This window comes from Pedobacter psychrotolerans, assembly GCF_004340665.1.
In the GTDB taxonomy this organism is placed as follows: domain Bacteria; phylum Bacteroidota; class Bacteroidia; order Sphingobacteriales; family Sphingobacteriaceae; genus Pedobacter; species Pedobacter psychrotolerans.
In genome coordinates this window covers 151,301-178,062 of the sequence record NZ_SLWO01000007.1, presented here as the reverse complement: position 1 = coordinate 178,062, position 26,762 = coordinate 151,301, and the positions used below count along the sequence as shown (strand labels likewise).

The window sequence follows — 26,762 nt, the reverse complement described above, 5'->3', positions numbered from 1 at the left end:
CTAAACTATTGTAGGTGAAAAAAAATAAATCAGTATCAGCTCAGCCTTTTATCCCTTTTTCAGTAAATAATCTTTTAGGACTTTGTCTTAAACAAAGAATGCTTAAGTGGTTGCCACAATTTGTTAGGATTAGGGCATATAAACCTATCTATTTTAATGAAGGTTACTTCCATTTTACTTATGCGTTAACCTTCAATGATAAGTTGTCGATATCTACATTTTTTCTATTAAACATGCTATTTATGCGACAAAATTCAAGCTAAACCTAAAATTTGGAAGACGTAACACCCCAGCATTTCTAATTAAAAAGTAAAAGAAAATTTTAACTAATTTTTTATTGCATCTAAAAACAAATAAATATCAACGATTAAATCCAAAAATATGAAATTAACAAAAATTCATGCCCGTGAAATCCTAGATTCAAGAGGGAACCCTACTGTAGAGGTAGAAATGACATTAAATGGAGTTACAGCAAGAGGAATCTCTCCTTCCGGTGCGAGTACGGGGCAAAAAGAAGCAGTAGAACTGAGGGACGGAGATCCTAAACGCTATAATGGCAAAGGGGTGGAAAAAGCAATAAATGGAATTAATATAGACGTGCGAAAATCCCTTGTTGGCTTATCTTTTGATAACCAGGATGATTTTGACAAGCATTTGATTGCTCTTGACGGAACTGATAACAAATCGAGGTTGGGTGCAAATGCTATGCTGGCAGCTTCTATCGCCTTTGCCAGAACATCATCTGTCGCCAAGAATATCCCATTATACAGACAACTTGTGGACAAGGAAAATTATTTGATGCCAGTTCCTTGCATGAATGTGATTAACGGTGGAAGACATTCTGATAACAATATAGATTTTCAGGAATTTATGATTGCTCCACATAATGCTCCTTCATTTAAGGAAAGTCTTCGCATGGGAGAAGAAGTTTTTCATTCATTGAGAAGTTTGTTGAAAAGCAAGGGGTATTATACCGGGGTTGGCGATGAAGGTGGATTCGCACCAAATCTGAATTCAAATGAAGAGGCTGTCCAAATCATAATGGAAGCTATAGTTCAGGCAGGATTAACTCCCGGCAGAGATGTTTCGCTTTGTCTTGATCCGGCAACCAGCGAAATGTGGAAAGACGGCAAATATGAATTTTATAAAAGTTCAAAAGAAACAATTAGTACAGATGAAATGATCATTTTTTGGCAAGAATGGCTAAACTCATATCCTATAATACTATTGGAAGACGGACTGGGTGAAAATGATTGGCAAGGCTGGGAAAAGCTCACACGCATCTTGGGAGATAAAGTTGAATTGGTTGGAGACGATATATTTTGCACCAATCCAAAAATTATTCAACAGGGAATCAGTCAGAAAATAGCTAATAGTGTTCTAATAAAACTGAACCAGATTGGTACTGTTTCTGAAACGCTAAAAGCAGTAGAACTTGCGCAAAGCAATGGCTATAATTGCTTTATTTCGCATCGCAGTGGCGAAACTGAAGATACAACCATAGCAGATCTTGTTGTAGCTACAGGTGCGGGACATATCAAAACCGGGAGCGGGTGTAGATCTGAAAGGGTTGCCAAATTTAATCAGCTGCTACGTATTGAGGAAGAGCTAGGCGCCCAAGCCACATTTGCAGGAATAAACACATTTTATAAAAAGTTATAATTTCGAACATCAATTATCAATGATGAAAAATAAATTATCATTCGAGCATTTCCATATTTTAAAATTTTCAGTTCGCTGGACATTACTGATACTTCCTATTGCGATAGCAATAGGAAGTACTGTTGCCTTATTTCTTTGGTTACTGAACTGGGCTATTCACTTTCGGTTCAGCCATACCTGGCTGCTTTACCTTTTACCCATTGCCGGAATAGCCATTCATCTCATATATAAGTCTGTTGGTAGGTCTTCGGAAAAAGGTAATAATCTCATCATGGATGAGATTCATCAACCAGGTGGTGGTGTTCCCCCTCAGATGACGCCTGTGATCTTAATTACAACGGTAATCACTCATCTATTTGGGGGCTCGGCCGGACGCGAAGGTACAGCAGTACAAATCGGTGGAAGTATTGCAGGGATGTTTAGCAAATGGTTTAAGCTAACTGAGCCAGATACAAAGATTGTCTTGACAGCGGGAATAGCAGCTGGTTTCGGTGCCGTGTTCGGCACGCCACTAACCGGTGCGGTGTTTGCAATGGAGGTGCTTACAATAGGAAAAATAAAATACAATGCGCTTCTCCCCGTGTTGATTGCAAGTGTGATCGGTGATTTAACAGTTTCAGCATGGGGAATACATCACACGTTATATCATATTGATATTTTGCCTAAAAGTGATTACATTCTTTCTAGTTACCTACCACTTGACATTCTTTTGCTGGGTAAAGTTATTTTTGCTTCTGCAATGTTTGGTTTGGCTAGTTATCTTTTTGCGACAACAGTGCATGCAATTAAAACTTTCTTTTCCAAAGTATTTAAGACACAATGGTTGATACCTGTCATTGGGGGGATAATAATTATTGGGCTTACCCTGGTTATTGGTAAACCTGATTATTTAAGTTTAGGCGTCGATGGCGAATATCCTGGGGCGATCACAATTCCTTCTGCTTTTCATGTTGGTGGGGCTGATACTTGGAGCTGGTTATGGAAAACAATCTATACAACGCTAACCTTAGGAACAGGCTTTAAGGGTGGAGAGGTAACACCTTTATTTTATATCGGAGCTACTTTAGGCAATGTACTCTCCACGCTAATGGATGCACCCGTTAGCTTGTTTGCTGCTCTAGGCTTTATTGCTGTCTTTGCTGGAGCCACAAACACACCGCTTGCCTGCACAATTATGGGAGTTGAGCTGTTTGGAAGCGAATACACTTTGTTTTTTGCAGTTGCTTGTTTTACCGCTTATTTATTTAGTGGTAGTTCTGGAATCTATTCAGCACAGCGTATTGCCGTTCCAAAAATATTTATTGACAAGAGAGTTTAATGGTTAGGGAAAGTATCACTTAATACATTTATAAAAAGTCACCTTATGCATTTCCAAATAAGGGAAAACTAAGATCTTATGCAGAAGTAGAAGAAGCTTCATAAAATAAGCCCCATAATGGTTGCAAAATTGCCTGTTCATGTTGTATAAGATATAATCTATGTATACATTATTCATGAACAGGCATTTAATTGATATTATTGTCGTTTGTCAGTCGCTACCTGGTAAGTTGGATCTTCAATGATGTTCACATCAATAATATCTCCAGCATTTTTTAGCAATAGTATGCAATCTTTACTAAGGTGCTTTAAATGAAGTTTTTTACCCAGCTGATGGTATCTCTCGGTAAGTTTATTCAATGCTTCTATACCGCTCATATCTGCAACCCTGCTTTCTTTAAAATCAATGATCACTTCATTGGAATCCTCCTGTACGTCAAATTTCTCATTAAAGGCAGCAACGGAACCAAAAAATAGCGGGCCATAGATTTCATAATGCTTCACACCATTTTCGTCGATATATTTTTTTGCACGGATTCGTTTTGCACTTTCCCAGGCGAATACTAATGCGGATATAATTACACCTATCAAGACCGCTAAAGCAAGGTTATGAAGCCAAATAGTGATCACTGCAACCAGCATTCCAACAAAAATATCTTGTTTGGGCATTCTGTTGATGATACGGAAACTAACCCATTCAAACGTTCCTATTGCTACCATAATCATAACTCCGGTTAAAGCTGCCATTGGTACACGCTCAATAATTGGTGCACCAAATAAAATAATGGCTAAGATAGTAAGAGAGGCAATTATCCCCGACAACCTGGCTCTTGCACCAGCGGACAGGTTCACTAAAGTTTGGGCGATCATCGGACATCCTCCCATACCAAAGAAAAAGCCGTTAGCTATATTGGCTGCTCCCTGCGCAATGCATTCTTTGTTGCCATTGCCCTTTGTACCCGTCATCTCATCGACCAGATTAACAGTAAGCAGGCCTTCTGTTAAACCTACTCCCGCCATAATCAACGCATATGGAAATATAACTTGAAGTGTCTCCAGATTAAACGGTATCATGGGAATATGAAAAGGTGGGAACCCTCCGCTAACAGATGCGATATCTTTAACCGTTTTTGTGTCAATATTTAATCCGAATACTAATAGGAAAACAACGATAATAGCTACCAGTGATGGCGGGACAGCTTTTGTAATTTTAGGCAAAAAGACCACGATTGCAATGGTTAACAGAACAAGCCCCGCCATAATCATCAAAGGAGTACCACTTAGCCAGCTAACCTGCCCATTTACAACGGTTTTAAATTGTTCTAACTGCGCCATGAAGATAATGACCGCAAGACCATTGACAAACCCGTACATTACAGGTTGTGGTACAAGCCTGATAAATTTCCCCAATTTAAGGACACCGACAAGTATTTGAATAATACCCGCTAGCGCAACGGCGGCAAATACATATTCGATGCCGTTGGATTTCATTAGTGCGATGAGTACCACAACTGTTGCACCCGCACCACCCGAAACCAATCCTGGTCTACCTCCAAATATCGAGGTGATTAGCCCCATAATAAAGGCAGCATATAAGCCCACCAGAGGAGGAAATCCGGCAAGTATGGCAAAGGATAAGGATTCTGGCATCATTGTCATCGCCACGGTTAAACCTGCAAGAATTTCATTTTTGTAATTAATCTTTTGCGAAAAGTCAAAGAGACCTAAATAAGTTTTAGTCATGTAATAAAGTATATAAGTGAAAAATAAAAGATTCAATGAAAATTTCGAACAGCATTTGGTGCTGAACGACATTTAAATTTTTAGAAATGCCAAAAGGAATTTCAAATAAAAAACTGTTTTAAAAATTTGGATATAAAGAATTTGCCTTGCTTAGAACAGCTAGTGCATAAAAAGATGTACTGATATTGATCAGTGCTTTGTCACTCGGTTATATGAAACTTTATCCTTTTTTCTCATTTCGATTGCTGCAAAGATATAAAAAAACTGTATTTCTGCGAAAATGATTTATTTTATATATTCTATCTTTGGCGATATGGAGAAATCAGCAATAGATAAGATCATGGCTCCGGTAAGCCGATTCATTCATTTAGAATACACCAGCGGCATTGTGTTGCTTGCTAGTGTCATTGTGGCTATTGTTTGGGCAAATTCTGGTTACCATGAATTTTATGAGCATTTGTGGCACATTAATTTTTCAGTAGGGTTTGATAACTTTATGCTAACCCACCCACTCCACATCTGGATCAATGATGGATTAATGGCAATTTTTTTCTTCGTAATTGGCTTGGAATTGAAGCGGGAATTTATGGAAGGAGAACTTTCTTCATTGAAAAAAGCATCCTTACCCATGACTGCGGCGCTTGGGGGAATGTTATTACCTGCACTGATATATTTTGCAATAAATAAAGGTACGGATGCTGATCATGGCTGGGGAATTCCAATGGCAACCGATATAGCTTTTGCCCTTGCACTTTTATCCATGGCAAGTAAAAACATTCCAGTTTCTGTAAAAGTATTCTTGTCTGCATTGGCCGTAGCAGATGATCTCGGGGCAGTACTTGTAATAGCGTTTTTTTATACAGCTGAAATAAATTTCATATCGCTTGCAATCGGTGGCGGTTTCCTTTTAGTTTTAATCGCAGGTAATTTATTGGGCATAAGAAGTAGTCTATTTTATCTAATTATAGGCATCGGCGTTTGGATAGGATTTTTACTTTCCGGTGTACATGCTACAATAGCTGGAGTGTTAGTAGCTTTCACAATTCCTGCGGTAACGAAAATAAACGAGCATATCTATTCCGATAACCTTAGGAAGCTGTCACACGACTTTGAGACGGACATACCAGAAAAAGGAAGTCTAATTACACCTAAGCAAAATAAGACTATACAAAAAGTAAAAAGCCTGAGCATGGCTGCTGAAACTCCCTTACAAACAATCGAACATGCCCTACATCCATGGGTTGCTTTTGGTATCATGCCATTGTTCGCATTAGCTAATGCTGGTATCGTCATCGGATCAGACTTCTTTTCTTCTATCATAAATCCGGTATCAATTGGTGTGGCAGCAGGATTGATAATAGGAAAATTTATCGGGATTCTTCTTTTTTGCTGGATTATGGTTAAACTCAAATTAGCTAGCCTTCCAGAGCAAGCCAATTGGAAGCACATCGCCGGAGTTGCACTGCTTGCAGGTATAGGCTTTACTATGTCATTATTTGTTAGCGGCCTGGCATTCAAAAATCCGGTTTTCATCGATCAGGCCAAGTACGGAATTTTAATCGCTTCAGTTCTTGCGGGGCTACTTGGCACTGTTGTACTCAAACGCATCGGAAAATCCGGTAGTTGACAAATTTGACATACATCTTTGGTTTCTTTGCATCCCTGTCTATAAGGAGGAGAACCCGAGTGCTACTTTCCGTAAATGCCCAGAGCGAGAACTGCGGGCTGGCCTTGGGAGAAGGGGTTTCGCAGGCCGCACCGTGCGTGGGGAATATAAATTTAGGGTCTTTTTTAGAAAATCTATTATAAGTAGAAAGCCATTGCGGTTTGCAATGGCTTTCCTGGAATAAAATATCCTTGTCTAATTCTTATTTATTCTCCTGTGCTTTTAATAAACGCTCATAGAGTGCTTCTTTTTCTGCATGAAGTTTTTTAAGTTCATCTACCGTTTCCATTAGTTTGTCTAATGGGTTAAATGAGCAATTATAATTCGGCCCGATTAAGTGACCGTGGCTGTTATCATAGTTATATTGAATATTATTGATAGCCGTTTCCTCGTCAAAATTCCTGATCGCCTCTTCCGGCACATTCAATATCTTAGCAATTTCCGCTAAAAGTGCATCTTCTATTTTTTCTTTGGATTCCAGAACTGAAATCTTTTTCTGGCTCCATTCCTCGCCCAAAGAAGCGGCAAGCCCTTCCTGTTTAATCCCCATCATTTCACGAAAACGTTTAACATTTCTGCCTTCATGCACTTTATTTGGACGATCAGTTGTAGTACTCATATAATGTTAATTTGAATCAAATGTAATAAATCTTCTGTTGTGTGGTAAAATAAATTAGTTGTCTGTTTATTCGGGAACCTGCTTTAACAGCTCGGCAAGTTCCGCATCTGTTAAATTCGACTTTTCAGATTTATCATAGATGGTTAGCAAATAAACAGCGTCATCTTCAATAACCAAATTTGCGATAACTCTGGCACCGCCGGATTTGCCCTTTCCTTTTGAGGCAATGGCCAACCTGATTTTATAACACTTGTTACCTATCGCTGTGCCCTGTTCTGGATTATTCTCTAAAGAATCAATAAGATCAATATATTCCTTTTTTAAAGAGGGATATTTTTTTACCAACCTTTTAAGCTGCTTATCAAAGGGGCGTAAAGTATAAACATTATAGCTCATTGATCAAATCCCTTGCAGGGCGGGCTTTAAGTTTACCCTGGCGTACTAATTTAAGGTCTTCAACCGCTTCTTTAATCTCGTCAACTAAAACAGCGTTTTCATCGGAAAGCGGCCTTGCTTTAACAAAAGACAGGCTGCTCAAAAGCTCCATAACAAAGGCGGCCTTATTGTCCTTAATATCTAGTATTACTTTCATGATCTGTGTTTAAAGGGGGTTAATACACAAAGATAACTATATCTTTTCAAACATAAAAACAAACCATCTGGATTGAATTTTCGTCTGAAATAGCGTTTAAAATATGCCCCAAATCATCTAAAAAATGGACTGAAAGATTAATATAGACTTTGCAGGTTTTGGTTCTTTGGCTTGAACTAATTAAAGCCTAACATGAAACAAGAACCAACCGTTAGCGAAAAAACCTCTTTCCGCTATTTAAAAGAAAAAGATATAAATAATCCGCATTTTCAAATCGTATGCTTTTTCTGCGACGAAAACCATATTGAATCTTTCCGCTTTGGAATGATCGACCTGATTAAAACAGCCTGCTCCAACGGGTATTACGGCAATAAGGACAGCTATTATTACCATCAGCAGCAGTTTGTAAAACTATTGGAACTGGCTTACGTACTAAATGAAAGCAAGGAAGACTTTAAACTAAGTACCAATCATCCGCTGTACAGGTTTTCTGACCATCCCTTTGAAATATATACCGAAAGCAAACACAAGCCTTTTCCGGCTTTGCATTTTCGAACGCTCCACGGAACGGAGGTCAACGATGTACGGATATTTTTTGAAGAATTCTTCGGCTATAAAAGTTTAGAAGACTGGAGGGGCATTTTAGATTCTGTTTTGTATTGTACAAAAGGTGACGTGAAACTAGATGACATCTATGATGAAAAAGTCTATGAAACGGTATTGATCAGGGAATATATAGAGAAAACGATAGAGGCTATGGGGCTGGTCTGTGAAACTAAATCTCTGCCTTACATTAAATTGCATCACGCCGGGGATTTCAAATTTGAAGATGAGGAAGAAGAGGCCGCTCTCATGGTCAACCCTATCCCGCTGATGAGGTTTACCGAAAAGAACTTCCCGGCAGTTATCAACTTTATCGCAGATGTTATCGAGCCGGAAAAGATTTACTGCTTAAACCATCGAAGTGACCCGGATGGTAAAGACCATGCCGATCTGATCTTGGTCATCCCCGAAAAATATCCGCAGACATTCGAGGAAATAGAGACTATCGTAAAATTTGCATTCCTCAAACACCTTCATTTGAGCTGTACCTTATTTAAAAGCTCATTTTTTCATAAGATGGTTAGTGAAGGACATATTTATTTTTCCATGGCCTGTAATGCTGAAAGCCTGGTGTACGATGACGGCAGCAAACCTTTGCCAGCATTGCGACTGGATAGCAGGCCTGAAAAAATAGAAAAAACCAGGCAGGACTTTTCTACCGGGCTTACCAAAGCCAAAACCTTTTATACTGCTGCCCATACCTACCGAAATGACAACGTGATATTATCTGCCTTCATGCTGCACCAAGCTGCTGAACTATCTCTAAGGGCGTTAAACAGGTCGCTAACCACGCAAGACAAAACGACACATAGCATAAAAGCGCTGCTCAAATTCAGTTTACGCCTCACCACCAAATTATCATTACTGATGGATAGCGGCAGTGCTGAAGACGAACGTCTGCTGACCGTATTCGAAGGTGCTTACCTGGGTTACAGGTACCATGAGAAATACACTATCGAACCTACCGACCTGGATATTCTTTTTGATCGGGTCAGAGACCTGCATTCATTTGCGGAAGAAACATTCGTGAACTGGATAGAAAATTATGAACGCCTGATAAATACTGCTCAAAATGAACAATAAAAACCCGGAAAATTCGCCTAAAAGAAAAGCATCAACGCCTTACAAATTACTGCTGAATGAGGTAACACAGTTGCCACACCCAGCTGATCTGATTACCGTAGAGGAACCGGAAGCGGAAAACTACCCGTACTGTAGCTATGAAATTACCCGATTTAAAGGCCGTACATTGACCATTCGTTCAGGATGGCGGGATTATCATCAGCAGGAAATCATCATGATCAAAGATTATATCCTGGTATCCTGTAACTGCGGAACTGAAGTCACACGGCTTTGCTGGCACGTTACCAAACTATTCACCAAGATGATTGAAAGAAGGGAATTTGGTTTTTTTGAGCGTTTTAAAAAATATCCCTTTACCGATACCGCTTTCTTTGAAGAGTATCTGACGCTGAAAGCACATTACCACTATGGTGTTACTGCTGTCCCTAAACCGGAATACGGCCATATTTATAACTACGAAAGTGCTATAGAGCCTGGGCGCTTTATATTGTACCCTTCATTTTGCCCATTGCCAGTAAAAACAAATGAAGAAGATTACGGCCTGGTGGCTTATGTCATTGCGGCGCACTCTGATTTTAATGTCCCTTTTCTGATCCCTTGCCAGGCACTAGGGCATGCTAAAGGTACGGCTATCAAATCCTTCGTCAACTTTTATGATCCTGCACTGGCACCAGAACGCTTAGATTCAGCAGGCAAGTTACTGCATTCCTACAGCCGGGATTTTGACCAGCTCTTAAATTTTGAAACAGTACACAAGCAATACAAATACGCTCCCGGTGAAGAAAGAACAGCCTTGCGGCATACCGCTTTTAACTATTGGAAAAGAATAGTACCAGTGTTGAAAGCGCAAGGTCAACTGTTTTACCACACCTTTTACAATAAGCTGCCCTACAAAGGGAGCCTCCCAAAAAACACGATGAGACCGATTGCGCTATCAGATGAACGGGTATCATTCGGGTTTACCTTTTCCCAGCATAAAGGCCATTATAAGCTTAGGGTTAAGGCGCAGTTAAACGGAACGGATTTTGACATTGGCGAGGTGTTGCCTGCCGGAGACCCATTTTTCCTTTCGCTGGAACAGGTGCCCGGTTTGTTTTACCAGTTTTTTAGCATGGAAGAAGGCCAGGCCATCGGCGAACTGGTTAAAGCCGGGGGAACTTTTACCGTTCTTGAAAATGACCTTGAAGAGTTTAACCAACTCATTTTATTCAAACTGGCATTGAATTATCCGTTAACCTTCGAGCTGACAAAAAGAACAGCGCCACAGGAGCTTACTGCAAAATCAAAACGCATCAGGACGCTGGATCAAGGTGAATATGTTGCTTTTATCCCAGAGATAGTATACGAGGGAGGATTGGACATTCCTGTCCAGTCCGGTGGCACTGAATTGCTACAAATTAAAAATGACCACGTGCAGGTGTTGCAACGAAACAAATCGGAGGAATTGGCCTTCAAAATATTTTTTATGGAGCTTCACCCCGCATTTGAGAAACAGGGAGCATTGCCATATTTTTACCTGTCCAAAGATACCCTTGGAGCCGAACTCTGGTTTGCCAGAACGATCTATAACCTCAATGATCCAGATGTTACTTTTATGGGTTTGGAAAACCTTACAGGTATTGATTTCCATATACAGCTACCGGATATAGCAGTAAACGTACAGGAGGAAAAAGGCTGGTTTGATATTGGGGTATCTGTGACTTTTGGCGAAGTTGAACTAAGTCCAGAAGAAATCCAGAAAGCCCTTAAAAAGCGATCCACTACCTTAACGCTTTCCAATGGAAAGACTGCGCATTTACCCGATGATTTTTTTACAAAGCTAAGTACCGTTTTCCGAAGTGGCACACTGACCGATAAAGGTGTAAAACTTGCCGGGCAATACTATACGCTTATAGATCAGCTATACAATAAAGTGGAAAGACCTGATCTTGCAAATATGATAGCAGCAAGAGAAAAGCTGTTTAGTGAGCAGGAAAAAATACCACTGGTTACAGTTCCTGATAATCTAAATGCGGTATTGCGGCCATACCAGTTAATAGGTTATAGCTGGTTGTGCCACCTGCATTCCTTAAAATGGGGCGGTCTGCTGGCCGATGATATGGGGCTGGGAAAAACATTACAGGTACTTTCCCTGCTTCAATATCTTAAGAATAAAGGGCTTGCTGCTGCTCCGCATCTGCTGTTAGCCCCAACGTCTTTGCTATATAACTGGCAGGAAGAAGCGGCAAAATTTTGTCCAGAATTAAATGTGCTGGTATTTCATGGAACCGTACGGGAAAAGGTTGTATCTGAATTAAAGAAGTATGACCTCATCATCACTTCCTATGGTACCGCTGCTGTCGACGTTGCTTTTTTGCTCACGACCAGCTTTGATTACGTGATCCTGGATGAAGCACAGGCGATTAAGAACCCGTTTTCACAAAAGTTTAAGATGGTGATGCTCTTTGATGCGCAGAACAGGCTTGCGCTTACCGGAACACCAGTTGAAAATAGTTCTTCCGATCTGTATGCGCTGATGAATTTTGTGAACCCCGGTTTTTTCGGAAGCCTAAGAATGTTTAAGGATAACCTTGCAGCAAAGGGAGATCATGAAGATAAAGAGCGGGCTGGAACTTTACTAAAAATGACTAAGCCTTTTATTTTAAGGCGCACCAAAAAACAGGTCGCAACCGATCTGCCTCCTAAAACAGAAATGACCATATGGTGCGAAATGGAACCTGCCCAGCGAAAAATTTATGACAGGTACCGTAAGGAGTTTAAAACTTACCTGACCGATAAGATTGATACCATCGGACTGGAAAATTCCAAACTGTACGTATTAAAAGGCTTAATGACACTTAGGCAAATTTGTAACTCCCCTGTATTAATCAAAGATGCACCCGATTTCGATGGACATTCCTGCAAAATTATCGAACTGATGGAACATATTATGGAGAAGACAACAGGCCATAAACTGCTGATTTTTTCAGCTTTTACCGGAATGCTGGGCTTAATCAGATCAGGATTGGAACAACAGGGCATAGCTTACGCATACCTGGATGGAAAAACCACTTTAAATAAAAGAAAGGAAGCGGTGACCAACTTTCAGGAAAATGAGGCTTGCAGGGTATTTCTGATCAGCCTGAAAGCAGGCGGAACGGGACTAAATCTGACCGCTGCCGATTATGTCTATCTGGTAGACCCTTGGTGGAACCCTGCTGTAGAAAATCAGGCAATTGACCGCTGTTACCGGATTGGGCAGGATAAACATGTAATGGCCTACCGGATGATCTGTAAAGACACTTTAGAAGAAAAGATTTTGGAGATACAGGACAAAAAAAGAAAGCTTGCGGGTGAACTGATCCCGACCGATGAGGGTATATTGAAATCCCTTGGAAAAGATGACCTGCTTAAATTATTTGGATAGTGATACAGGTACAGTCTTACCATTAAAAAAAGCAAAGGGTTTGAAATGATCGCCCCCTCTGATTTGCCATTCATTATTTATTGAATGGCAAATTATTTCATATCGTCACCTAGATTGCATTTAGTCGCACCTCTTATATTTATCATTTCACATAAACAAACTCAATCTTTGTTTTTCAGCGAATGCAGCCGCTTCCTGGCCTGCTTCGCCTCTTCTGCCGTTTCTCTGGCAACTTCTTCCGCATAGGCTTTTTCCAACGCCTCGGTTTCAAGTTTAATAGTATTCTCTTCCATCGCCTGTGGATTACGGCTGTAGGTCGTATCCGCCCAATGTCCCCATTTAGGGGCGATCTGCCTAATCGCACGAAACTTGATGTCGTTGGCCGCAAGAAGGTTGTTTTTGTGGTTCAGGTACAAAGCTGTTCCGAAAGATGAGGCTGTGATTAGGAAACAGGCTGCAACACCAATGATGAGGTTTTTTGACCATGCCCCGAAATGGTGGTGATGTTCGTTTTTTACGGTGATTACCTTTGGCGTGGTACCCACGAGGTCTTTGACCTGATCGATCTGCTGGCTGATCTTCTGATCGTCATAACGCTTGTTGGATTTTTCTATCTGGCCAGAGATGTTAGCTAAAGTCTCTTTATACTGTTCTAAAAACGACTTTAAAAATTCTGGTAGTTCGCTTTCAATGACTTCCATACGCTTGACTAAGCCCAAAATTAGTTCTTCGGCCATTGTTACTTTTTCTTCTAATTCGTCCTGTTCCATAACATTGAATTTTGTTGGTGAATTTTTGTTTATTTATCTGGTTACACCCTGGGATTGCTCTGCCTGATGTTTCTTTCGTTTCCTCCGGGCTATTTCTGCGTCTCCTACCGGATCTGGTGCCGATGGCACAAACTCCGGGCTAAGCAGGATATTCAGCAGGTTTTCAACTACACCAGACGCATTAGGACTATGCCCATGCTCGGCATGAATGTCCTGCCGGATTGTCTCCCGTAACTGCTGCGCCAGTGAGGGCTGATGTGCCTCCCTTGCGGCATGGTAATCCTGTACCTGCTGGTTACGGTTTAGCTGTGCATCCATACGGGAAAAGCTCAAACTCCGGTCAATGGCGGAACCCTTCATTTTAATCTCGCCCTTCTCATAGGAAATGCCCTGCACTTCTTTAGTGCCACTTTTGAACTTATAGACGATACCGATACCCCGTAATGTTAGCTTCGCTTCCAGCTCTTTCCAGTTCGTGGATGTTTTCATAGCCGCCTTGATGGAATCATACAGTTCATACCTGATCTTTTCCCTGCCATTTAAAGCCTGCCTGTTGACCTGCTCTTTACCCTTGCCCCAATGGTAACCGTATTTTAAGGTAAGCTCCCTGCATGCTTTGATATTGCGTGCGTAATTATTTTTATCGGTGATCGTTGCCCCTTTGTTATCGACCCGGTTATAAACCACGTGCAGATGTGGGTGCAATCTATCATGGTGACGTACAACTACATACTGCGTATCCCGGATACCCATCTTCTGCATATACTCTTTGGCATGCTCCAGCATGATCTTATCGGTCAGTTTGGGCAGGTCTTCCTTACTCCAACTTAAGACCAGATGCCCGACCGCCTTACCCAGTTCCGGCCTCATTTTTCGTTGCAGGTTAAAATCATTGGTCAGCGTGGTGGCGTTCTGCATCCTTACACCCTCGGCAAAAAGGATCTTCGCTTCGGGCTTGTCCACGATGTAGCGGACACAGCCCCCGAAGCTTCTTCCTGTGATCGGTTTACCCATCATGGCTGCTGATCTTGGTTAACAGTTCTTCGATCTGCCTGATCAGCGCCTGACATTTTAAAGCCAGCGTAGGCAACCCTTCCACGTGGGCAAGGTGGGTCAACTGGTTCAGGTTATTGGCCATCCCTGATAGCATCCTGAACCATCCGCTTTCCTCCGGGGTAAAGCGGGGGAAAACCCTGGCACTTTTTGCCGCCCTGCGGAACCATTCGCTCGGTTTCAGCCCCGCATTTTTCGCCCGTTGCCCGATCAGTTGTTTTTCCGTCGGGGTTAACCGGATCATAAGCAGGTCACTACGGCTGATCGTTTTTCTTGGTCTGCCAGGTACCCTTTTTTTCTTTATTTCACTACCAGTTGTCGCTGTTTTCATGCGCTGTGTTCCTTTCCAAATCTGTGTTAGATCCCTTCTTAATTCCTTTTTTTAACCGACCAACGGGAGCGAGTCCGGGGCATCCCTTAAGGGTGAATCCGGGTTTTTGTATAGCAAAAACATTAACTCGCTCCCTACAAAGCGCATAAGTTAGACCTTCTAAAAGCTTCGGCAAACCTTAGCGGTTTCCATGCCTTGATGGCTCCTGTAAGGAGTGTCAGGGCTCTAAACTTCGCCGGGATTTCCCGGCACCTTTCTGGTCGGTTGCCCCAGCTCAACCGGGTGGCCAGTAGACCAGGCTGCCCCTGATCGGGTGGTATGATGGCTGGTAGCGGATGTACCCAAATGCATCTAGTTCTTTGATGCATTTATGGTATGTGGCAACCGATGCAATCCGGCTGTATGCCATGAGCTTTTTACGTGTAACAGCAAAGGGACTGGCAAACCCGCCATGTTGCCAGCAGACAAAAAGTGCGGCAAACAGGCTGACATGGGTGGCCAGCATCCGGCTGTCTGTACCCATGCGCCTGACCAGTTTGGAATAGTCCGCCGCCTTGTTATGGATGCCTGTTTCTGTCATTGGTTACCTCCCTCTAGCAGCTTGTTGATGTCTTCCAGTTTGTAGTACATCATCCCGCCGATCTTGGTAAATCGCAGCGTACCGTTGATGCGTAAATTTTGCAGGGTGCCCGGTGAGATGTTCAGCAGTTTGCGCACTTCGGCGCTTTTTAGCCATTGCTGAGCTTTTTCCTGTGGTCTAACAATATTCTTAATGTCGTTCAGCAGTTCGGCCTTAAACTGCTTTAAATCGTCTTTTGTGATAATTTCCAGTTGCATTCTTATTCCTCCTTGAATTGATGATTAGTATATTTTTTAGTGTATAACTGAGTATCGGTATAACTATGGGGTTATTAGGCTGGATATACAGCTAATGAGTTAGCTGAATATCCAGCTTAGCGCTTAGGAACTATCAAGCCTAAGCAATGACCTGCTAAGTTGAACCGAACTGATTGCATCATGTATGCAATGGGAAGGGAATTGTTTTTTTGTGATTTCCATAACCTTTGTTTTGGAACAAAAGAATGTTATGGAACTAACTTTAATTTACCACGAAGTCTGGGTGGTAAAATGATTGATTTGGAGGTCTTTGCCTTAGTTAATTAAATAGCTCAATACCAATTGATTAAAAAGCTATTTCTTTGGTGGATTTCGGCAAACTACAAAACTCTTATCTATCTATTTTGAGCGGGAGATCGTGTAAAGTTGATGTTTTTTCGGTATCTCGTGTTCCCTTTTTCTAGGGTCTTGAGGGTCAATACCCCGTAAATAGTACCTTAATCTTTCTATTTTGATTTCCTTGGTCTGACCTGTATTTTCATTATCAACCTCCCTAAAGTATTTACTTATCATCTTTGCCCAAGTATTTTGTGCAGGAGTAATTAAGAAAGCTCCATCGTCTGTGGCTTTCAGCATTTGCATTTTTATACATAAATCTAGTAAAGCCAATGCCTGCCCGTCTCTGATTAAAATGTAACCATCAAATTGACGGTATTCTGCTAAGTCTGCTGTTAACTGGATGGTCTTTTGATTTAAGGCATGGATTTCTAATTCCTGCGCTGCTACAACTGCTTCTGTAGATTTATGTAAATTCCACCGGTCATGTGAGATCAATACTTCGGTGAATTTTTTAAGCTTTCGGATTTCACGCTCATTTCGGATATGGTCTTTGTCATAAATATCTTTGAGCAGTAGTACTTTAAGTTGACGATCTATCAAATCCCATAGATGCCTAAAAAAAGTTTCTTCATTGCCGTTGGGATGTTGTTCCAAATAGTAATTAAGATGCCGTTGGTAAAATTTTTCAATGCGCTCTTCTCTGACTGCAAAAATTCTTATAAACAAATGCCTTAAAAAATTTTTACGGCTCCAAGATATGGGGTTTCCAATGTCCAAGGTGTCAGTACTAAAATCAAAACGGTCACGGAGTTTAAAATAGCTAATACTCATAAGCAGCTGATTGAAAGTGTTTTTTCAAATTTACACATTCTTACGCTTATGTAAATAGCACTAAACCGGATCAGGAACATTGTCCAATCAAATTCATTTTTGAAGAAGAAGAATTTTTTTATACAAAAAATTTGGAATACGTCAAGATGCATCGTAATATTGCAATATAAAATTATGGGACTTACAAAAACAGAAATATTTACAGATGAGCAGAACCAGCTTGCAACTTTATTAAAGGCTATGGCTCATCCTGCACGTATCGCTATTCTTCAAAGAATACTGATTTCTAACACATGCATTTGTGGTGATCTCGTTGGCGAACTTGGTTTAGCGCAGGCTACGATATCACAACATTTAAAAGAGCTGAAGAATGCTGGGATTATACAGGGTACAATAGAAGGTGTTAGCGTTTGTTATTGTATCAATCCAAAAACATGGAAATTATTGGAAACACAATTAGGTGCGTTTCTTGGGGAATACAAAGGAGAAACAGCTTGCTGTTAACCTTTTTTTAGTCAAATCAATCGTTAAATTGCAATAATACTTTAAATATATAATTATGAAACTATCAGAAATAAAAGAAATCCTTGCTACGGCTGAAGGTGTAAATTTTAAACTTGAAAATGGCAATTCAGTACCAGAACATTTCCATGTAACAGAAGTAGGAATGATCACAAAGGACTTTATTGATTGTGGTGGTACCGTACGCCATGAAAAAGTGGCTAATTTCCAATTATGGGATGCTAATGATTATGATCACAGGTTGAAAGCAGGAAAACTGCTAAATATCATTTCACTTTCAGAAAGGGTATTGGGAATGGAAGATTCAGAGATTGAGGTGGAATATCAGGCAGAGACCATTGGTAAATATGACTTGGGTTATGATGGAGAAAACTTTCTTTTGCTCGCTAAGAAAACAGCATGTCTTGCAATGGACAAATGTGGTGTCCCAGCTGAAAAACAAAAAGTTGAAATGGTAAATCTGGCTTCTGGTGCAGCTTGTACCCCAGGTGGTGGCTGCTGCTAATACCGTTAATATGGAGATCGTTGAACTGATGCCCCTTCATTGGGAAGATATTAAGTCAATTTATCTGCAAGGAATAGCTACAAAACAAGCGACTTTTCAAACAGATGCACCGTCATGGGAAGAATGGGATAAAACCCATCTTCCCGGTTTTAGATACCTGGCAATGGTCAATAACATTATTGCAGGATGGGCAGCATTAACCCCTGTTTCCGGCAGGTGTGTGTATGCCGGGGTAACAGAAGTCAGCGTATACATCCATGAGAACTTTCGGGGTCAGGGTGTAGGTAAATCATTGCTTCAAAAATTGATAACCGAAACAGAAAAAGGAAACATTTGGACGCTGCAGGCTGGAATATTTCCAGAGAACCTACCAAGTATGGCGCTGCATGAAAAACTTGGATTTCGGCAGGTCGGCTACCGGGAAAGAATTGGAAAGATGGATGGCGTGTGGAGAGATACAGTATTATTAGAACGAAGAAGTAAAATAACAGGTCAAGATTAAATTTAGTCATAAATGAAAAAAGTATTGGTGCTATGTACTGGCAATAGTTGCCGCAGTCAAATTGCAGAAGGCTATTTGAGACATTTCGCAGGGGATAAGGCGGAGATTTATAGTGCAGGAATAGAAACACATGGTGTTAACCCTAAAGCCATCCAGGTAATGGCAGAAGATCATATTGACATTTCAGCGCATACTTCGAACCATGTAGATGAATATTCAACAATTCCATTTGATGCTGTAATTACGGTTTGTGATAATGCCAATGAGGCTTGTCCATTCTTTCCCGGCAAAGTAGACCGCTTTCATCAGAACTTTCCTGACCCGGCAAAAGCAACCGGCAGCGCAGAAGAAGTCATGGCTGAATTTAGAAAGGTACGTGAGCTGATTAAAGCTTATTCAGCAGATTTTGTAAACCAATACATAAACAAATAATAATGAGTGCTAACAATTGTGCCCCTGTGGCAGAACGTAAAAAACTTGGATTTTTAGACAGATACTTGACCCTGTGGATTTTCATTGCTATGGCAATCGGTGTTGGTGTTGGCTACTTTGTACCTTCTTCGGCTGGCTTTATAAATTCATTTTCAAGTGGGACAACGAATATCCCTCTTGCAATTGGCTTGATCTTAATGATGTACCCGCCACTGGCCAAGGTGAAATATGAAAAAATGGGAGAAGTGTTTAAAGATACCAAAGTGCTTAGTGTTTCGTTGGTACTCAATTGGGTAATTGGCCCATTATTGATGTTCTTTCTGGCCGTGACCTTTCTAAGGGACTATCCCGAATATATGGTTGGACTAATATTGATTGGACTTGCCCGATGTATTGCAATGGTGGTCGTTTGGAATGAATTGGCAGAGGGTAACAGGGAATATGCGGCTGGTCTGATTGCTTTAAACAGTATTTTTCAGGTGTTATTATACAGTGTTTTTGCCTATGTCTTCATTACGATTTTACCGCCTTACTTCGGATTAAAAAGCCTTGAAATTGATGTGACCATTGGCGAGATTGCTAAATCTGTAGGTATCTACTTAGGTCTGCCCTTCGCAATGGGAATCATCAGCAGATATTCTTTAATTAAACTAAAAGGTGAAGAGTGGTTTCAAAATAAGTTCGTTCCATTAATCTCTCCGATTACCTTAGTTGCATTACTCTTTACCATCGTCATCATGTTCAGTCTTAAAGGGAGCCTGATCGTTAAAATACCAATGGACGTTGTACGAATTGCCATCCCGCTGGTCATTTATTTTTCCATCATGTTTGTAATTAGCTTTTTTGCAGGGAAATATTTTGGGGCGGACTATTCTAGAAGTACATCAATTGCTTTTACAGCTACAGGAAATAACTTTGAACTGGCTATTGCTGTAGCAATTGGAGTATTCGGAATCAATTCAGGACAGGCATTTGCGGGTGTAATTGGCCCTCTGGTTGAGGTTCCTGCGCTGATCGCTTTAGTGAACCTTGCTTTCTGGTTCAGGAAAAAATACTATAAGACAGAAACCGCCGCCTAAGTTAAAAGCTCTCATATAACTGACATTAGTCTTTTGCCAAATAAATAATGAATAGATACGACATCATTATCATCGGGGGTGGGCAAAGCGCATTGGCCTGTGCCTACTTTCTACAGCGAAGAGGATTGGACTATCTAATTTTGGACGATCAAAATGAAGCAGGCAGAGCTTGGTTGCATACGTGGGATTCGTTAACCTTGTTCTCTCCTTCCGAATATAGTTCGCTGCCTGGCAGGATGATGCCTAAATCTGAACGTAAGTTTCCGTCCAAAGATGAGGTGATAGCTTACCTCAACGAATATGAAAAACATTATAAAGTTAAAGTCCAAAGATCGGTATCAGTTAATGAGGTAATCAAAACAGAAAATGGTTTCCAATTAGAAACTAATCAAGATAGCTACGAATGTAAAGTGCTGATTTCTGCCACTGGCACATGGAAAAAACCTTTTATCCCATTTGTACCGGGTTCAGACCTATTTGACGGGCAGCAAATACATTCTGCCAATTATAAAAATCCAAACAATTTTAAAGCCAAGAAAGTATTGGTTGTAGGCAATGGAAATTCCGGTGCCCAAATACTGGCTGAAGTTTCGAAGGTTGCAACAGCAACTTGGGCCGTACAGAGTGAACCAGAGTACCTGCCTGATGAGGTTGACGGAAGAGTACTCTTCGATGTGGCTTCCGCAAAGTACCATGCCATGCAGGCAGGAAAAGAATTCGATGCTTCTCAATACAGCTTAGGCAAAATAGTAATGGTACCACCTGTTGTTGAGGCAAGAGAGCGAGGTGCATTGCAATTTAAACAGACTTTTAAAGCGCTTACAAAAACGGGAGTACTGTGGCCTGAGGGAATTGGAGAACAGTTCTATACAATTATCTGGTGTACAGGGTTCAGGTCTGCAACGGATCACTTGAATTCGTTGAACATCGTAGACGAAGACAGCAGGATTAAAACTATCGAAACCAAATCTACAGTTGTACCAGGATTATATCTTGTTGGCTATGGCAACTGGACTGGATTTGCCTCCGCCACTTTGATAGGTGTCGGCCGTTCGGCAAAACAAACCATTGAATTGGTCGCTACCTACTTAAATATTTTAATATCTAAATGACTATGAGAAGAAAATTTCTTTTACCTTTTTTAATGATTTGTCTATCCGTAGGATCGTTAAGGGCGCAGCAAGCTGAAAAACCAAAACTGGTGGTGATGATGGTCATCGATCAGATGCGTGGCGATTATGTTGGAAGATACTGGGACAAATTCGGTGATGGCGGTTTCAAGAGGATCATCAATGGCGGCTACAACAATAAGAACGCGAACTATAACTTCTTTCCAACCTATACCGCTGCTGGACATGCGAGCATATCAACAGGTTCAATACCATCGTTGAACGGGATTGTAGGAAATGACTGGTACGACAGGAATAAGAAAAGATCGGTCTATTGTACAGAAGATGAAAATGTGCAGACCGTAGGATCAAAATCTATTGCAGGCCTGCAATCACCAGCAAATCTATTAACGACTACCATTGGCGACGAACTGCGGCTCGCAACAAATTTTCGTTCAAAGGTGATTGGAATTGCACTCAAGGATAGGGCGGCGATATTAACCGCAGGACACAATGCTTCAGGGGTTTACTGGTTTGATGAAAGTAATGGGAGTTTTATTTCAAGTACCTATTATACCAAAACCTTACCTTCATGGTTAACCCAGTTCAATGATAAGAAATTGACAGAGCAATATCTCACTGAAAAGTGGGAAACCCTATTGCCCATGGCAGAATATGCAAAATTTGCTACTCCAGATGATGTTCCATACGAAGGTAAATTTAGCGGCGAACAGTCGCCAGTGTTTCCCCATGATATCCCTTCCATACGAAAAAAGGGAAATCTTGGGCTGATCAGAAGCACCCCAAATGGCAATCGCCTAACATTTGATATGGCAAAGGCAGCGATCGAAGGTGAGGCATTAGGCAGCCATGAAACGCCAGATCTGCTCAATGTCAGTTTTTCTTCACCAGATTATATCGGACACCAGTTTGGCCCCCGATCTGTAGAAGTTGCAGATATGTACATCAGATTTGATCTCCAGTTGCAAGAGTTTTTAGAGTACCTCGACAAAAAGGTAGGCAAAAATAACTATGTAATCTGTATTTCGGCAGATCACGGAGCAGCAGATAATCCTAATTTTTTAACGGATAATAAATTTCCGGGCGGTTATGGGGGGCACAAATTAAAGGATAGCCTGAATATTTTTCTTAAGGATAAGTTCGGTATTGCCCCGGTAACCGTTTTCAAGAACCAACAGTTCTATCTTGATGAACTTGCCATAATCAACAGCAAGATCAGTCAGACCGATGTGGTAGCTGCAATGAAAACATACCTACTGACAAAACCTTATGTACTTGCCGCTTACGACAAGGAACAGATCATGGTTTCTGGAAATCCAATGGGCATGCTGACAATGCTTCAGAACGGCTTTTTTTATCACCGGTGTGGTGATGTGAATGTTGTATTTAATAGTGGCTATCTGGAAGGTCAGTCCGGTACTGGAACAACCCATGGCTCTACATACAGATACGATACAAATGTTCCCATGCTTTGGTATGGAAAAGGCATTAAAAAGGATACCGATTTTTCATCGGTTCACGTAAGCGATATTGCGCCAACACTTTCGGCCCTTCTGGATATACAACCGCCTTCGGGTAATGTAGGTACAGTTATTCAAAATATATTCAAATAAAATTCAGCATATGAAAATAGCACTATTCTCAGATATTCACGCCAACCTGCCTGCACTAGAGGCATTTTTTAAAGATTTGGAAACAAGAAATACAGACGCCGTTTATTGCCTTGGCGATTTGGTTGGCTATAATATCTGGCCTAATGAAGTTATTGACGAAATAAGAAAAAGAGGTATTCCTACAATTGCTGGCAATTATGATTGGGGCATTGGCAGATCTAGCGATGATTGCGGATGTGCCTACAAGACCGATGAGGAAAAAGCAATGGGCAAGGTTTCCATTTCTTATACGAACGAAGTGGTTAAGGATGAGCAGCGTGCCTATCTGAGAACCCTTCCTGCGCACATCAGACTGGAATACCAATTGAATGATGAGAAGCGCAATATTTTATTGGTACACGGAAGTCCACGAAAGGTAAATGAGTATCTTTTCGAAGACCGTAATGAGAAAAGTATGATCCGGATTATGGAACATGCAGATGCAGATATTATGTGCTTTGGGCATACCCATCAACCCTATCATCGTATACTAAATTCAGGTGCCGATGGAAGGGATCATTTTAGGCATGCCATTAACATTGGATCGGTTGGTAAACCAAAGGATAAAGACCCACGGGGAGGTTATGTGATCTTGACCATCAACCCAGATAGCAACGTAACAAGAAGCGAAAGTATTCAGGTAGAGTTTATCCGCTTTGAATATGATATAGAAAAAGCAGCGAAAGCGGTAGAGGAAAGTCCACTGCCAAATGAATATGCAGATATGTTACGTAACGGATAGACGATGAAAATAGCACTTTTTTCAGATATACATGCCAATCTTCCCGCCTTTGACGCAATGTTAAATGATATGGATAGCCAAAAACCCGATATGGTATATTGCCTTGGAGATTTGGTGGGATACCACATTTATCCAAATGAAATCATTGATGAAATCCGAAGGCGGGCGATAGGGACTTTGAAAGGTAACCATGATGAAAAAGTCGAAAGTATAATCACCACCTCTGAAAGTTTAAATGAAGCGGGTAAGAAATATGCTTATCACCTGATTAACCAAGGAAATAGAGACTACCTAAAGGCTCTTCCTGCCCACATTCGGCTGGAATATAAACTCAATAATAATAAGCTTAATCTGGTATTTGCTCATGGAAGCACCAGAAGTATTGACGAATACATACTTATTGATACTGAAGAGAACTATGTTTTAGACTTACTAAAAGAAGCTGACGCCGATCTGCTCTTTGTTGGTCACTCACATAAGCCTTATCATAGGATTCTGCAGGACGCCAATGGCGAATTTAAGCATGTAATTAATCTTGGGTCTGTTGGCAAGCCCAAAGATGGAGATGTAAGAGGCTGTTACGCCATCTTAACCATCAACAACGATAGTTCAACACTTGTAAAGGAAAGCATAAAAGTTGAGTTTAGAAGGGTTGAATATGATGTGGAATTATCAGCTAAAGCAATCGAAAATAGTCCATTGCCCAATGAATTTGCTGAAAATTTACGAAACGCAAATTAGATATATCCTTATTTAATGATTTTAAGAAGTGGTTCTGGGCATGTATATAATTATACATGCCCCTATCAAAGCTATAGTTGCACCGATAATATCCCATTTATCAGGTTTAAACCCCTCTACTTTCCATGCCCATAGTAAGGCTAAAACTATGAAAATGCCGCCATAGGTCGCATAGACACGGCCAAAGTTTGCAGTCTGCCACGTAGCTATTACTCCATAAGCAGCAAGGATCACCGCACCGAATATACCATACCATAACGGTTTACCTTCTTTAAGCCATAACCATATCAAGTAACCACCACCAATTTCACATATTCCTGCAAGTATAAATATAGCTAGCGACCTGATAACTTCCATATATTGTTTTAAAGATTAAATTCGAGTTTAACTCCTTTTCGCTAGTAATATTTGGTTACCATGTGCAGGTGTTTGGACACAAACATAATGAAATTAAAAAAATGATAGCAGTGATTTTCTAAACTTAATGAAATTTATTCGTCGGTATTAACAGAAGGGTATTTGTAAGTCATTGCAAGCACCAAATTTATGGCTGTTTATGTGTGATTTATTTGAGGCAATATTTTGATAAGTAACATATTGTTTGTATATTAGAACATAGGATTTGCAATCATTATTTATTAAACAAAAGGTGCGTTATTCGGGGAGTTCGGATTTCAAAGCCACTCTAAGATATTGCAAACGTTGATTTTTACACTAGGTGTAAATCCCAGCGGGATCACGAAAAGCCTTACAGAAATGTAGGGCTTTTGTATTTTTTTCATTCGCATCTCCATCATTAAGCTATTTTGGATCAAGCAGAAAATTTCTCTGATTATTTAATGTATTATCATAAGAATCAAATTTCATACGCGAATTAAAGAGAACTCTAATAGTCTGATTTCAATCTTATTAACTGATTTTAACACCCCGGTCTGCGACCACCCCTCTGAAAGAGGGGAATTACGATCGAGATCCAACCATCCCATTTTTTAATGATAAAAAATTACCCAAAAAATGGTATAGGATGGGCAATTGCAACGGTTTTATCTTTGACCAACCTTTTAAATGCTTTTTTAAGGCCTATTTAAATCCAAATACATCCTTTTATTTAAACGTAATTCAATTGATTTTAATGAAAAAGCAATTATTAATGATGTCCTTTTTTATGGCTATTGGCGTTATTGCAGCAGCCCAGTCTAAATCAAAAAGTAAGGCTGCACCAAAAGCCAAAACTGAAACTAAGTCTACGGCTTCCAGAAGCAACAGTTCTTCTCTTCGGGCTTATGGTAAAGGTGATAACCTGCTCAATGTGGGAATTGGTATCGGAAGTCCGTTTTTTGGTTCAGGTTATTCTTCATCACTTCCGGTAAACCCGAGTGTATCTTTTGAGAAAGGTATTACAGATGAAATCAGCGTAGGCGGACAAGTGGCATATGCCAGCTCTAAGTACAATGTAGACTTGCCTGGTTCAAACTACAGCTTTAAACAGAATGCATTTTATATTGGTGCCCGTGGTTCCTATCATTTTAACGAAATTTTTAAGCTTGATCCTAAATTTGATGTTTATGGTGGTGCCAGCCTTGGCTATGTTATTGCCAGTGTGAGCGACAAAGATGGCTTCAACGGCACTACAGGCAGCGGTATAGGTTTCGGATTATTTGCAGGTGGTAAATATTATTTTTCTAATAATACCAGTGTATTTGCAGAACTGGGCTATCAAAGTCTTGCAGTGTTGAACGTTGGTATCGCATTTAAGCTGTAATCTATAAAAAAAATAAAACCTATGAAAAGTCTACTTAAATTATCTTCACTGTTATTGTTATTTCCGCTGCTATTTGTGGCCTGTAAAAAGAAGAAGCAGGATGAAACGCCTTCTGGTCCGCTGGGACCTAAATACCCCATGGTGGTTAACAATGTGATTACGCCAGAAATTCTTGAAAGTCTGAAAAAAAACGGTATGACCATCAATAGTGGTACCACACCGCCTACCATTAATGGTGTGTTTTTATTTAGTCCGGCCTATTGCACATTTGATAATTCAGGCAGCAACCGTCAAGGTACTTATTTCAATGATTATAAAGTTCAGTTTAAAAATCAGAGCACCACGGATTATACGGTGAGCATGGAATATAAAGAATTAAATAATGGCACTGATATTGGCGGCGATAATAATGCAACTTATATATCAGGTGAGAACAATTTATTTACTGTTTTTTCGCAATCTAAGGGTAAGTCAGGCAGTATTAACTATGTGGCGCTTGATGTAATCAGTGGGGAAGCAACAGGGGGATCTATGAAAAACATGATATGGAGCAAATACCTGGTATCAAAAGAGGGTGATGATGCTAATATCTTTCTTGTACCTGTTGGTACAACCAGAATATTTACAGATAAAGATGGTTTATCAGCATCTCAAAATACTTTTGATGTTTTGCCTGAGCAATTTAAGGGCTTAATAAAAAAGGCATCGTTAATGTCAGCAAAATAATTCTATTGCCACTGAATGAATATTATAAATTAAGTTTGATTAATAATAAGTATTCTAATTTTCTTTTAACAGATTATTTATGTTTTAACCACCCCGCCTTTGGGCACCCTTTGAAAG

Annotated in this window: 27 protein-coding genes; 16 read left to right on the top strand and 11 right to left on the bottom strand. The window is 40.5% G+C overall.

Annotated elements, in window-relative coordinates:
- The first annotated feature begins 381 nt into the window (after window positions 1–381).
- Both eno and EV200_RS17625 read left to right on the top strand, forming a co-directional pair.
- Window positions 382–1,662 (top strand): phosphopyruvate hydratase, encoded by a 1,281-nt coding sequence (eno, locus tag EV200_RS17630; protein ID WP_132535002.1) that lies wholly within the window; start codon window positions 382–384, stop codon window positions 1,660–1,662.
- A gap of 19 nt (window positions 1,663–1,681) precedes the next feature.
- Window positions 1,682–2,980, top strand: coding sequence for a voltage-gated chloride channel family protein (locus tag EV200_RS17625; RefSeq protein WP_132535000.1), 1,299 nt, complete (start codon window positions 1,682–1,684; stop codon window positions 2,978–2,980).
- Window positions 2,981–3,177: 197 nt separating this feature from the next.
- Here EV200_RS17625 and EV200_RS17620 read toward each other — a convergent pair whose 3' ends face one another.
- Window positions 3,178–4,722 carry a SulP family inorganic anion transporter gene (locus EV200_RS17620; RefSeq protein ID WP_132534997.1) on the bottom strand — a complete coding sequence of 515 codons (1,545 nt, stop codon included), beginning with the start codon at window positions 4,720–4,722 and terminating at the stop codon, window positions 3,178–3,180.
- Window positions 4,723–5,035: 313 nt separating this feature from the next.
- Between EV200_RS17620 and nhaA the strand changes: the two genes are divergently transcribed.
- Complete coding sequence (nhaA, locus tag EV200_RS17615; protein WP_165877964.1) at window positions 5,036–6,349, top strand: Na+/H+ antiporter NhaA; 1,314 nt, start codon at window positions 5,036–5,038, stop codon at window positions 6,347–6,349.
- A gap of 241 nt (window positions 6,350–6,590) precedes the next feature.
- Here the strand turns inward: nhaA and EV200_RS17610 are convergent, their stop codons facing one another.
- The 3 genes from EV200_RS17610 to EV200_RS17600 form a co-directional block, all read right to left on the bottom strand.
- On the bottom strand, window positions 6,591–7,007 hold the full coding sequence (locus EV200_RS17610; protein WP_132534995.1) for a helix-turn-helix transcriptional regulator: 417 nt from the start codon (window positions 7,005–7,007) through the stop codon (window positions 6,591–6,593).
- Between the two features lie 66 nt (window positions 7,008–7,073).
- Window positions 7,074–7,403, bottom strand: coding sequence for a type II toxin-antitoxin system RelE/ParE family toxin (locus EV200_RS17605; protein ID WP_132534993.1), 330 nt, complete (start codon window positions 7,401–7,403; stop codon window positions 7,074–7,076).
- Window positions 7,393–7,599, bottom strand: a complete 207-nt coding sequence (locus tag EV200_RS17600) for a hypothetical protein (protein WP_132534991.1) — start codon at window positions 7,597–7,599, stop codon at window positions 7,393–7,395. The genes EV200_RS17605 and EV200_RS17600 overlap by 11 nt, the downstream gene beginning before the upstream one ends.
- 192 nt (window positions 7,600–7,791) lie before the next feature.
- Between EV200_RS17600 and EV200_RS17595 the strand changes: the two genes are divergently transcribed.
- On the top strand, window positions 7,792–9,285 hold the full coding sequence (locus tag EV200_RS17595; RefSeq protein ID WP_132534989.1) for a HEPN domain-containing protein: 1,494 nt from the start codon (window positions 7,792–7,794) through the stop codon (window positions 9,283–9,285).
- A complete protein-coding gene (locus EV200_RS17590; RefSeq protein WP_132534987.1) occupies window positions 9,275–12,691 on the top strand; it encodes a DEAD/DEAH box helicase in 3,417 nt (1,138 codons plus the stop codon). Before EV200_RS17595 ends, EV200_RS17590 begins: the two co-directional genes overlap by 11 nt.
- A 161-nt stretch (window positions 12,692–12,852) precedes the next feature.
- Here the strand turns inward: EV200_RS17590 and EV200_RS17585 are convergent, their stop codons facing one another.
- The 6 genes from EV200_RS17585 to EV200_RS17560 all read right to left on the bottom strand — a co-directional run bounded on the left by EV200_RS17585 (window position 12,853) and on the right by EV200_RS17560 (window position 16,852).
- A complete protein-coding gene (locus EV200_RS17585) occupies window positions 12,853–13,461 on the bottom strand; it encodes a hypothetical protein (RefSeq protein WP_132534985.1) in 609 nt (202 codons plus the stop codon).
- Window positions 13,462–13,494: 33 nt separating this feature from the next.
- Complete coding sequence (locus EV200_RS17580; RefSeq protein WP_132534983.1) at window positions 13,495–14,478, bottom strand: relaxase/mobilization nuclease domain-containing protein; 984 nt, start codon at window positions 14,476–14,478, stop codon at window positions 13,495–13,497.
- Window positions 14,468–14,845, bottom strand: a complete 378-nt coding sequence (locus EV200_RS17575) for a MobC family plasmid mobilization relaxosome protein (protein ID WP_132534982.1) — start codon at window positions 14,843–14,845, stop codon at window positions 14,468–14,470. The genes EV200_RS17580 and EV200_RS17575 overlap by 11 nt, the downstream gene beginning before the upstream one ends.
- A 274-nt stretch (window positions 14,846–15,119) precedes the next feature.
- The gene (locus EV200_RS17570) at window positions 15,120–15,425 is read right to left on the bottom strand and encodes a hypothetical protein (protein ID WP_132534980.1); all 306 of its coding nucleotides are present in this window, start codon (window positions 15,423–15,425) and stop codon (window positions 15,120–15,122) included.
- Entirely contained in the window at window positions 15,422–15,682 is a 261-nt protein-coding gene (locus EV200_RS17565) for a helix-turn-helix domain-containing protein (protein ID WP_132534978.1), read from the bottom strand. Before EV200_RS17565 ends, EV200_RS17570 begins: the two co-directional genes overlap by 4 nt.
- A 399-nt stretch (window positions 15,683–16,081) precedes the next feature.
- Entirely contained in the window at window positions 16,082–16,852 is a 771-nt protein-coding gene (locus EV200_RS17560) for a hypothetical protein (protein WP_132534976.1), read from the bottom strand.
- A gap of 174 nt (window positions 16,853–17,026) precedes the next feature.
- Here EV200_RS17560 and EV200_RS17555 point away from each other — a divergent pair, with 174 nt between their 5' ends.
- From EV200_RS17555 to EV200_RS17515, 9 genes are read left to right on the top strand one after another with little or no spacing between them, the layout of a single operon-like run.
- Window positions 17,027–17,356, top strand: coding sequence for an ArsR/SmtB family transcription factor (locus EV200_RS17555; protein ID WP_115401794.1), 330 nt, complete (start codon window positions 17,027–17,029; stop codon window positions 17,354–17,356).
- Between the two features lie 55 nt (window positions 17,357–17,411).
- Window positions 17,412–17,879 carry a DUF6428 family protein gene (locus EV200_RS17550; RefSeq protein WP_132534973.1) on the top strand — a complete coding sequence of 156 codons (468 nt, stop codon included), beginning with the start codon at window positions 17,412–17,414 and terminating at the stop codon, window positions 17,877–17,879.
- 10 nt (window positions 17,880–17,889) lie between these two features.
- Window positions 17,890–18,381 (top strand): GNAT family N-acetyltransferase, encoded by a 492-nt coding sequence (locus EV200_RS17545; RefSeq protein WP_132534971.1) that lies wholly within the window; start codon window positions 17,890–17,892, stop codon window positions 18,379–18,381.
- A 12-nt stretch (window positions 18,382–18,393) separates the two neighbouring features.
- On the top strand, window positions 18,394–18,813 hold the full coding sequence (locus tag EV200_RS17540) for an arsenate reductase ArsC (RefSeq protein WP_132534969.1): 420 nt from the start codon (window positions 18,394–18,396) through the stop codon (window positions 18,811–18,813).
- A 2-nt stretch (window positions 18,814–18,815) separates the two neighbouring features.
- Window positions 18,816–19,892, top strand: coding sequence for an ACR3 family arsenite efflux transporter (arsB, locus tag EV200_RS17535; protein ID WP_132534967.1), 1,077 nt, complete (start codon window positions 18,816–18,818; stop codon window positions 19,890–19,892).
- A 47-nt stretch (window positions 19,893–19,939) separates the two neighbouring features.
- On the top strand, window positions 19,940–21,004 hold the full coding sequence (locus EV200_RS17530; protein ID WP_132534965.1) for an ArsO family NAD(P)H-dependent flavin-containing monooxygenase: 1,065 nt from the start codon (window positions 19,940–19,942) through the stop codon (window positions 21,002–21,004).
- Between the two features lie 2 nt (window positions 21,005–21,006).
- Window positions 21,007–22,635, top strand: a complete 1,629-nt coding sequence (gene pafA / locus EV200_RS17525) for an alkaline phosphatase PafA (RefSeq protein WP_165877963.1) — start codon at window positions 21,007–21,009, stop codon at window positions 22,633–22,635.
- A 10-nt stretch (window positions 22,636–22,645) separates the two neighbouring features.
- Window positions 22,646–23,416 (top strand): metallophosphoesterase family protein, encoded by a 771-nt coding sequence (locus EV200_RS17520; protein ID WP_132534961.1) that lies wholly within the window; start codon window positions 22,646–22,648, stop codon window positions 23,414–23,416.
- Between the two features lie 3 nt (window positions 23,417–23,419).
- Window positions 23,420–24,157, top strand: a complete 738-nt coding sequence (locus tag EV200_RS17515; RefSeq protein ID WP_132534959.1) for a metallophosphoesterase family protein — start codon at window positions 23,420–23,422, stop codon at window positions 24,155–24,157.
- Between the two features lie 21 nt (window positions 24,158–24,178).
- Here the strand turns inward: EV200_RS17515 and EV200_RS17510 are convergent, their stop codons facing one another.
- A complete protein-coding gene (locus tag EV200_RS17510; protein ID WP_132534957.1) occupies window positions 24,179–24,514 on the bottom strand; it encodes a YnfA family protein in 336 nt (111 codons plus the stop codon).
- Between the two features lie 775 nt (window positions 24,515–25,289).
- On the opposite strand from EV200_RS17510, the gene EV200_RS17505 reads away from it, so the two are divergent.
- Complete coding sequence (locus tag EV200_RS17505; RefSeq protein ID WP_165877962.1) at window positions 25,290–25,919, top strand: outer membrane beta-barrel protein; 630 nt, start codon at window positions 25,290–25,292, stop codon at window positions 25,917–25,919.
- 21 nt (window positions 25,920–25,940) lie between these two features.
- Window positions 25,941–26,645, top strand: a complete 705-nt coding sequence (locus EV200_RS17500; RefSeq protein ID WP_132534953.1) for a hypothetical protein — start codon at window positions 25,941–25,943, stop codon at window positions 26,643–26,645.
- The last annotated feature ends 117 nt before the right edge of the window (window positions 26,646–26,762 follow it).

What these genes read in the sequence shown, in the direction of transcription:
- eno (WP_132535002.1), top strand. Translation starts at nt 382, where the DNA reads ATGAAATTAACAAAAATTCATGCCCGTGAAATCCTAGATTCAAGAGGG.
- EV200_RS17625 (WP_132535000.1), top strand. Translation starts at nt 1,682, where the DNA reads ATGATGAAAAATAAATTATCATTCGAGCATTTCCATATTTTAAAATTT.
- EV200_RS17620 (WP_132534997.1), bottom strand. Translation starts at nt 4,722, where the DNA reads ATGACTAAAACTTATTTAGGTCTCTTTGACTTTTCGCAAAAGATTAAT.
- nhaA (WP_165877964.1), top strand. Translation starts at nt 5,036, where the DNA reads ATGGAGAAATCAGCAATAGATAAGATCATGGCTCCGGTAAGCCGATTC.
- EV200_RS17610 (WP_132534995.1), bottom strand. Translation starts at nt 7,007, where the DNA reads ATGAGTACTACAACTGATCGTCCAAATAAAGTGCATGAAGGCAGAAAT.
- EV200_RS17605 (WP_132534993.1), bottom strand. Translation starts at nt 7,403, where the DNA reads ATGAGCTATAATGTTTATACTTTACGCCCCTTTGATAAGCAGCTTAAA.
- EV200_RS17600 (WP_132534991.1), bottom strand. Translation starts at nt 7,599, where the DNA reads ATGAAAGTAATACTAGATATTAAGGACAATAAGGCCGCCTTTGTTATG.
- EV200_RS17595 (WP_132534989.1), top strand. Translation starts at nt 7,792, where the DNA reads ATGAAACAAGAACCAACCGTTAGCGAAAAAACCTCTTTCCGCTATTTA.
- EV200_RS17590 (WP_132534987.1), top strand. Translation starts at nt 9,275, where the DNA reads ATGAACAATAAAAACCCGGAAAATTCGCCTAAAAGAAAAGCATCAACG.
- EV200_RS17585 (WP_132534985.1), bottom strand. Translation starts at nt 13,461, where the DNA reads ATGGAACAGGACGAATTAGAAGAAAAAGTAACAATGGCCGAAGAACTA.
- EV200_RS17580 (WP_132534983.1), bottom strand. Translation starts at nt 14,478, where the DNA reads ATGATGGGTAAACCGATCACAGGAAGAAGCTTCGGGGGCTGTGTCCGC.
- EV200_RS17575 (WP_132534982.1), bottom strand. Translation starts at nt 14,845, where the DNA reads ATGAAAACAGCGACAACTGGTAGTGAAATAAAGAAAAAAAGGGTACCT.
- EV200_RS17570 (WP_132534980.1), bottom strand. Translation starts at nt 15,425, where the DNA reads ATGACAGAAACAGGCATCCATAACAAGGCGGCGGACTATTCCAAACTG.
- EV200_RS17565 (WP_132534978.1), bottom strand. Translation starts at nt 15,682, where the DNA reads ATGCAACTGGAAATTATCACAAAAGACGATTTAAAGCAGTTTAAGGCC.
- EV200_RS17560 (WP_132534976.1), bottom strand. Translation starts at nt 16,852, where the DNA reads ATGAGTATTAGCTATTTTAAACTCCGTGACCGTTTTGATTTTAGTACT.
- EV200_RS17555 (WP_115401794.1), top strand. Translation starts at nt 17,027, where the DNA reads ATGGGACTTACAAAAACAGAAATATTTACAGATGAGCAGAACCAGCTT.
- EV200_RS17550 (WP_132534973.1), top strand. Translation starts at nt 17,412, where the DNA reads ATGAAACTATCAGAAATAAAAGAAATCCTTGCTACGGCTGAAGGTGTA.
- EV200_RS17545 (WP_132534971.1), top strand. Translation starts at nt 17,890, where the DNA reads ATGGAGATCGTTGAACTGATGCCCCTTCATTGGGAAGATATTAAGTCA.
- EV200_RS17540 (WP_132534969.1), top strand. Translation starts at nt 18,394, where the DNA reads ATGAAAAAAGTATTGGTGCTATGTACTGGCAATAGTTGCCGCAGTCAA.
- arsB (WP_132534967.1), top strand. Translation starts at nt 18,816, where the DNA reads ATGAGTGCTAACAATTGTGCCCCTGTGGCAGAACGTAAAAAACTTGGA.
- EV200_RS17530 (WP_132534965.1), top strand. Translation starts at nt 19,940, where the DNA reads ATGAATAGATACGACATCATTATCATCGGGGGTGGGCAAAGCGCATTG.
- pafA (WP_165877963.1), top strand. Translation starts at nt 21,007, where the DNA reads ATGAGAAGAAAATTTCTTTTACCTTTTTTAATGATTTGTCTATCCGTA.
- EV200_RS17520 (WP_132534961.1), top strand. Translation starts at nt 22,646, where the DNA reads ATGAAAATAGCACTATTCTCAGATATTCACGCCAACCTGCCTGCACTA.
- EV200_RS17515 (WP_132534959.1), top strand. Translation starts at nt 23,420, where the DNA reads ATGAAAATAGCACTTTTTTCAGATATACATGCCAATCTTCCCGCCTTT.
- EV200_RS17510 (WP_132534957.1), bottom strand. Translation starts at nt 24,514, where the DNA reads ATGGAAGTTATCAGGTCGCTAGCTATATTTATACTTGCAGGAATATGT.
- EV200_RS17505 (WP_165877962.1), top strand. Translation starts at nt 25,290, where the DNA reads ATGAAAAAGCAATTATTAATGATGTCCTTTTTTATGGCTATTGGCGTT.
- EV200_RS17500 (WP_132534953.1), top strand. Translation starts at nt 25,941, where the DNA reads ATGAAAAGTCTACTTAAATTATCTTCACTGTTATTGTTATTTCCGCTG.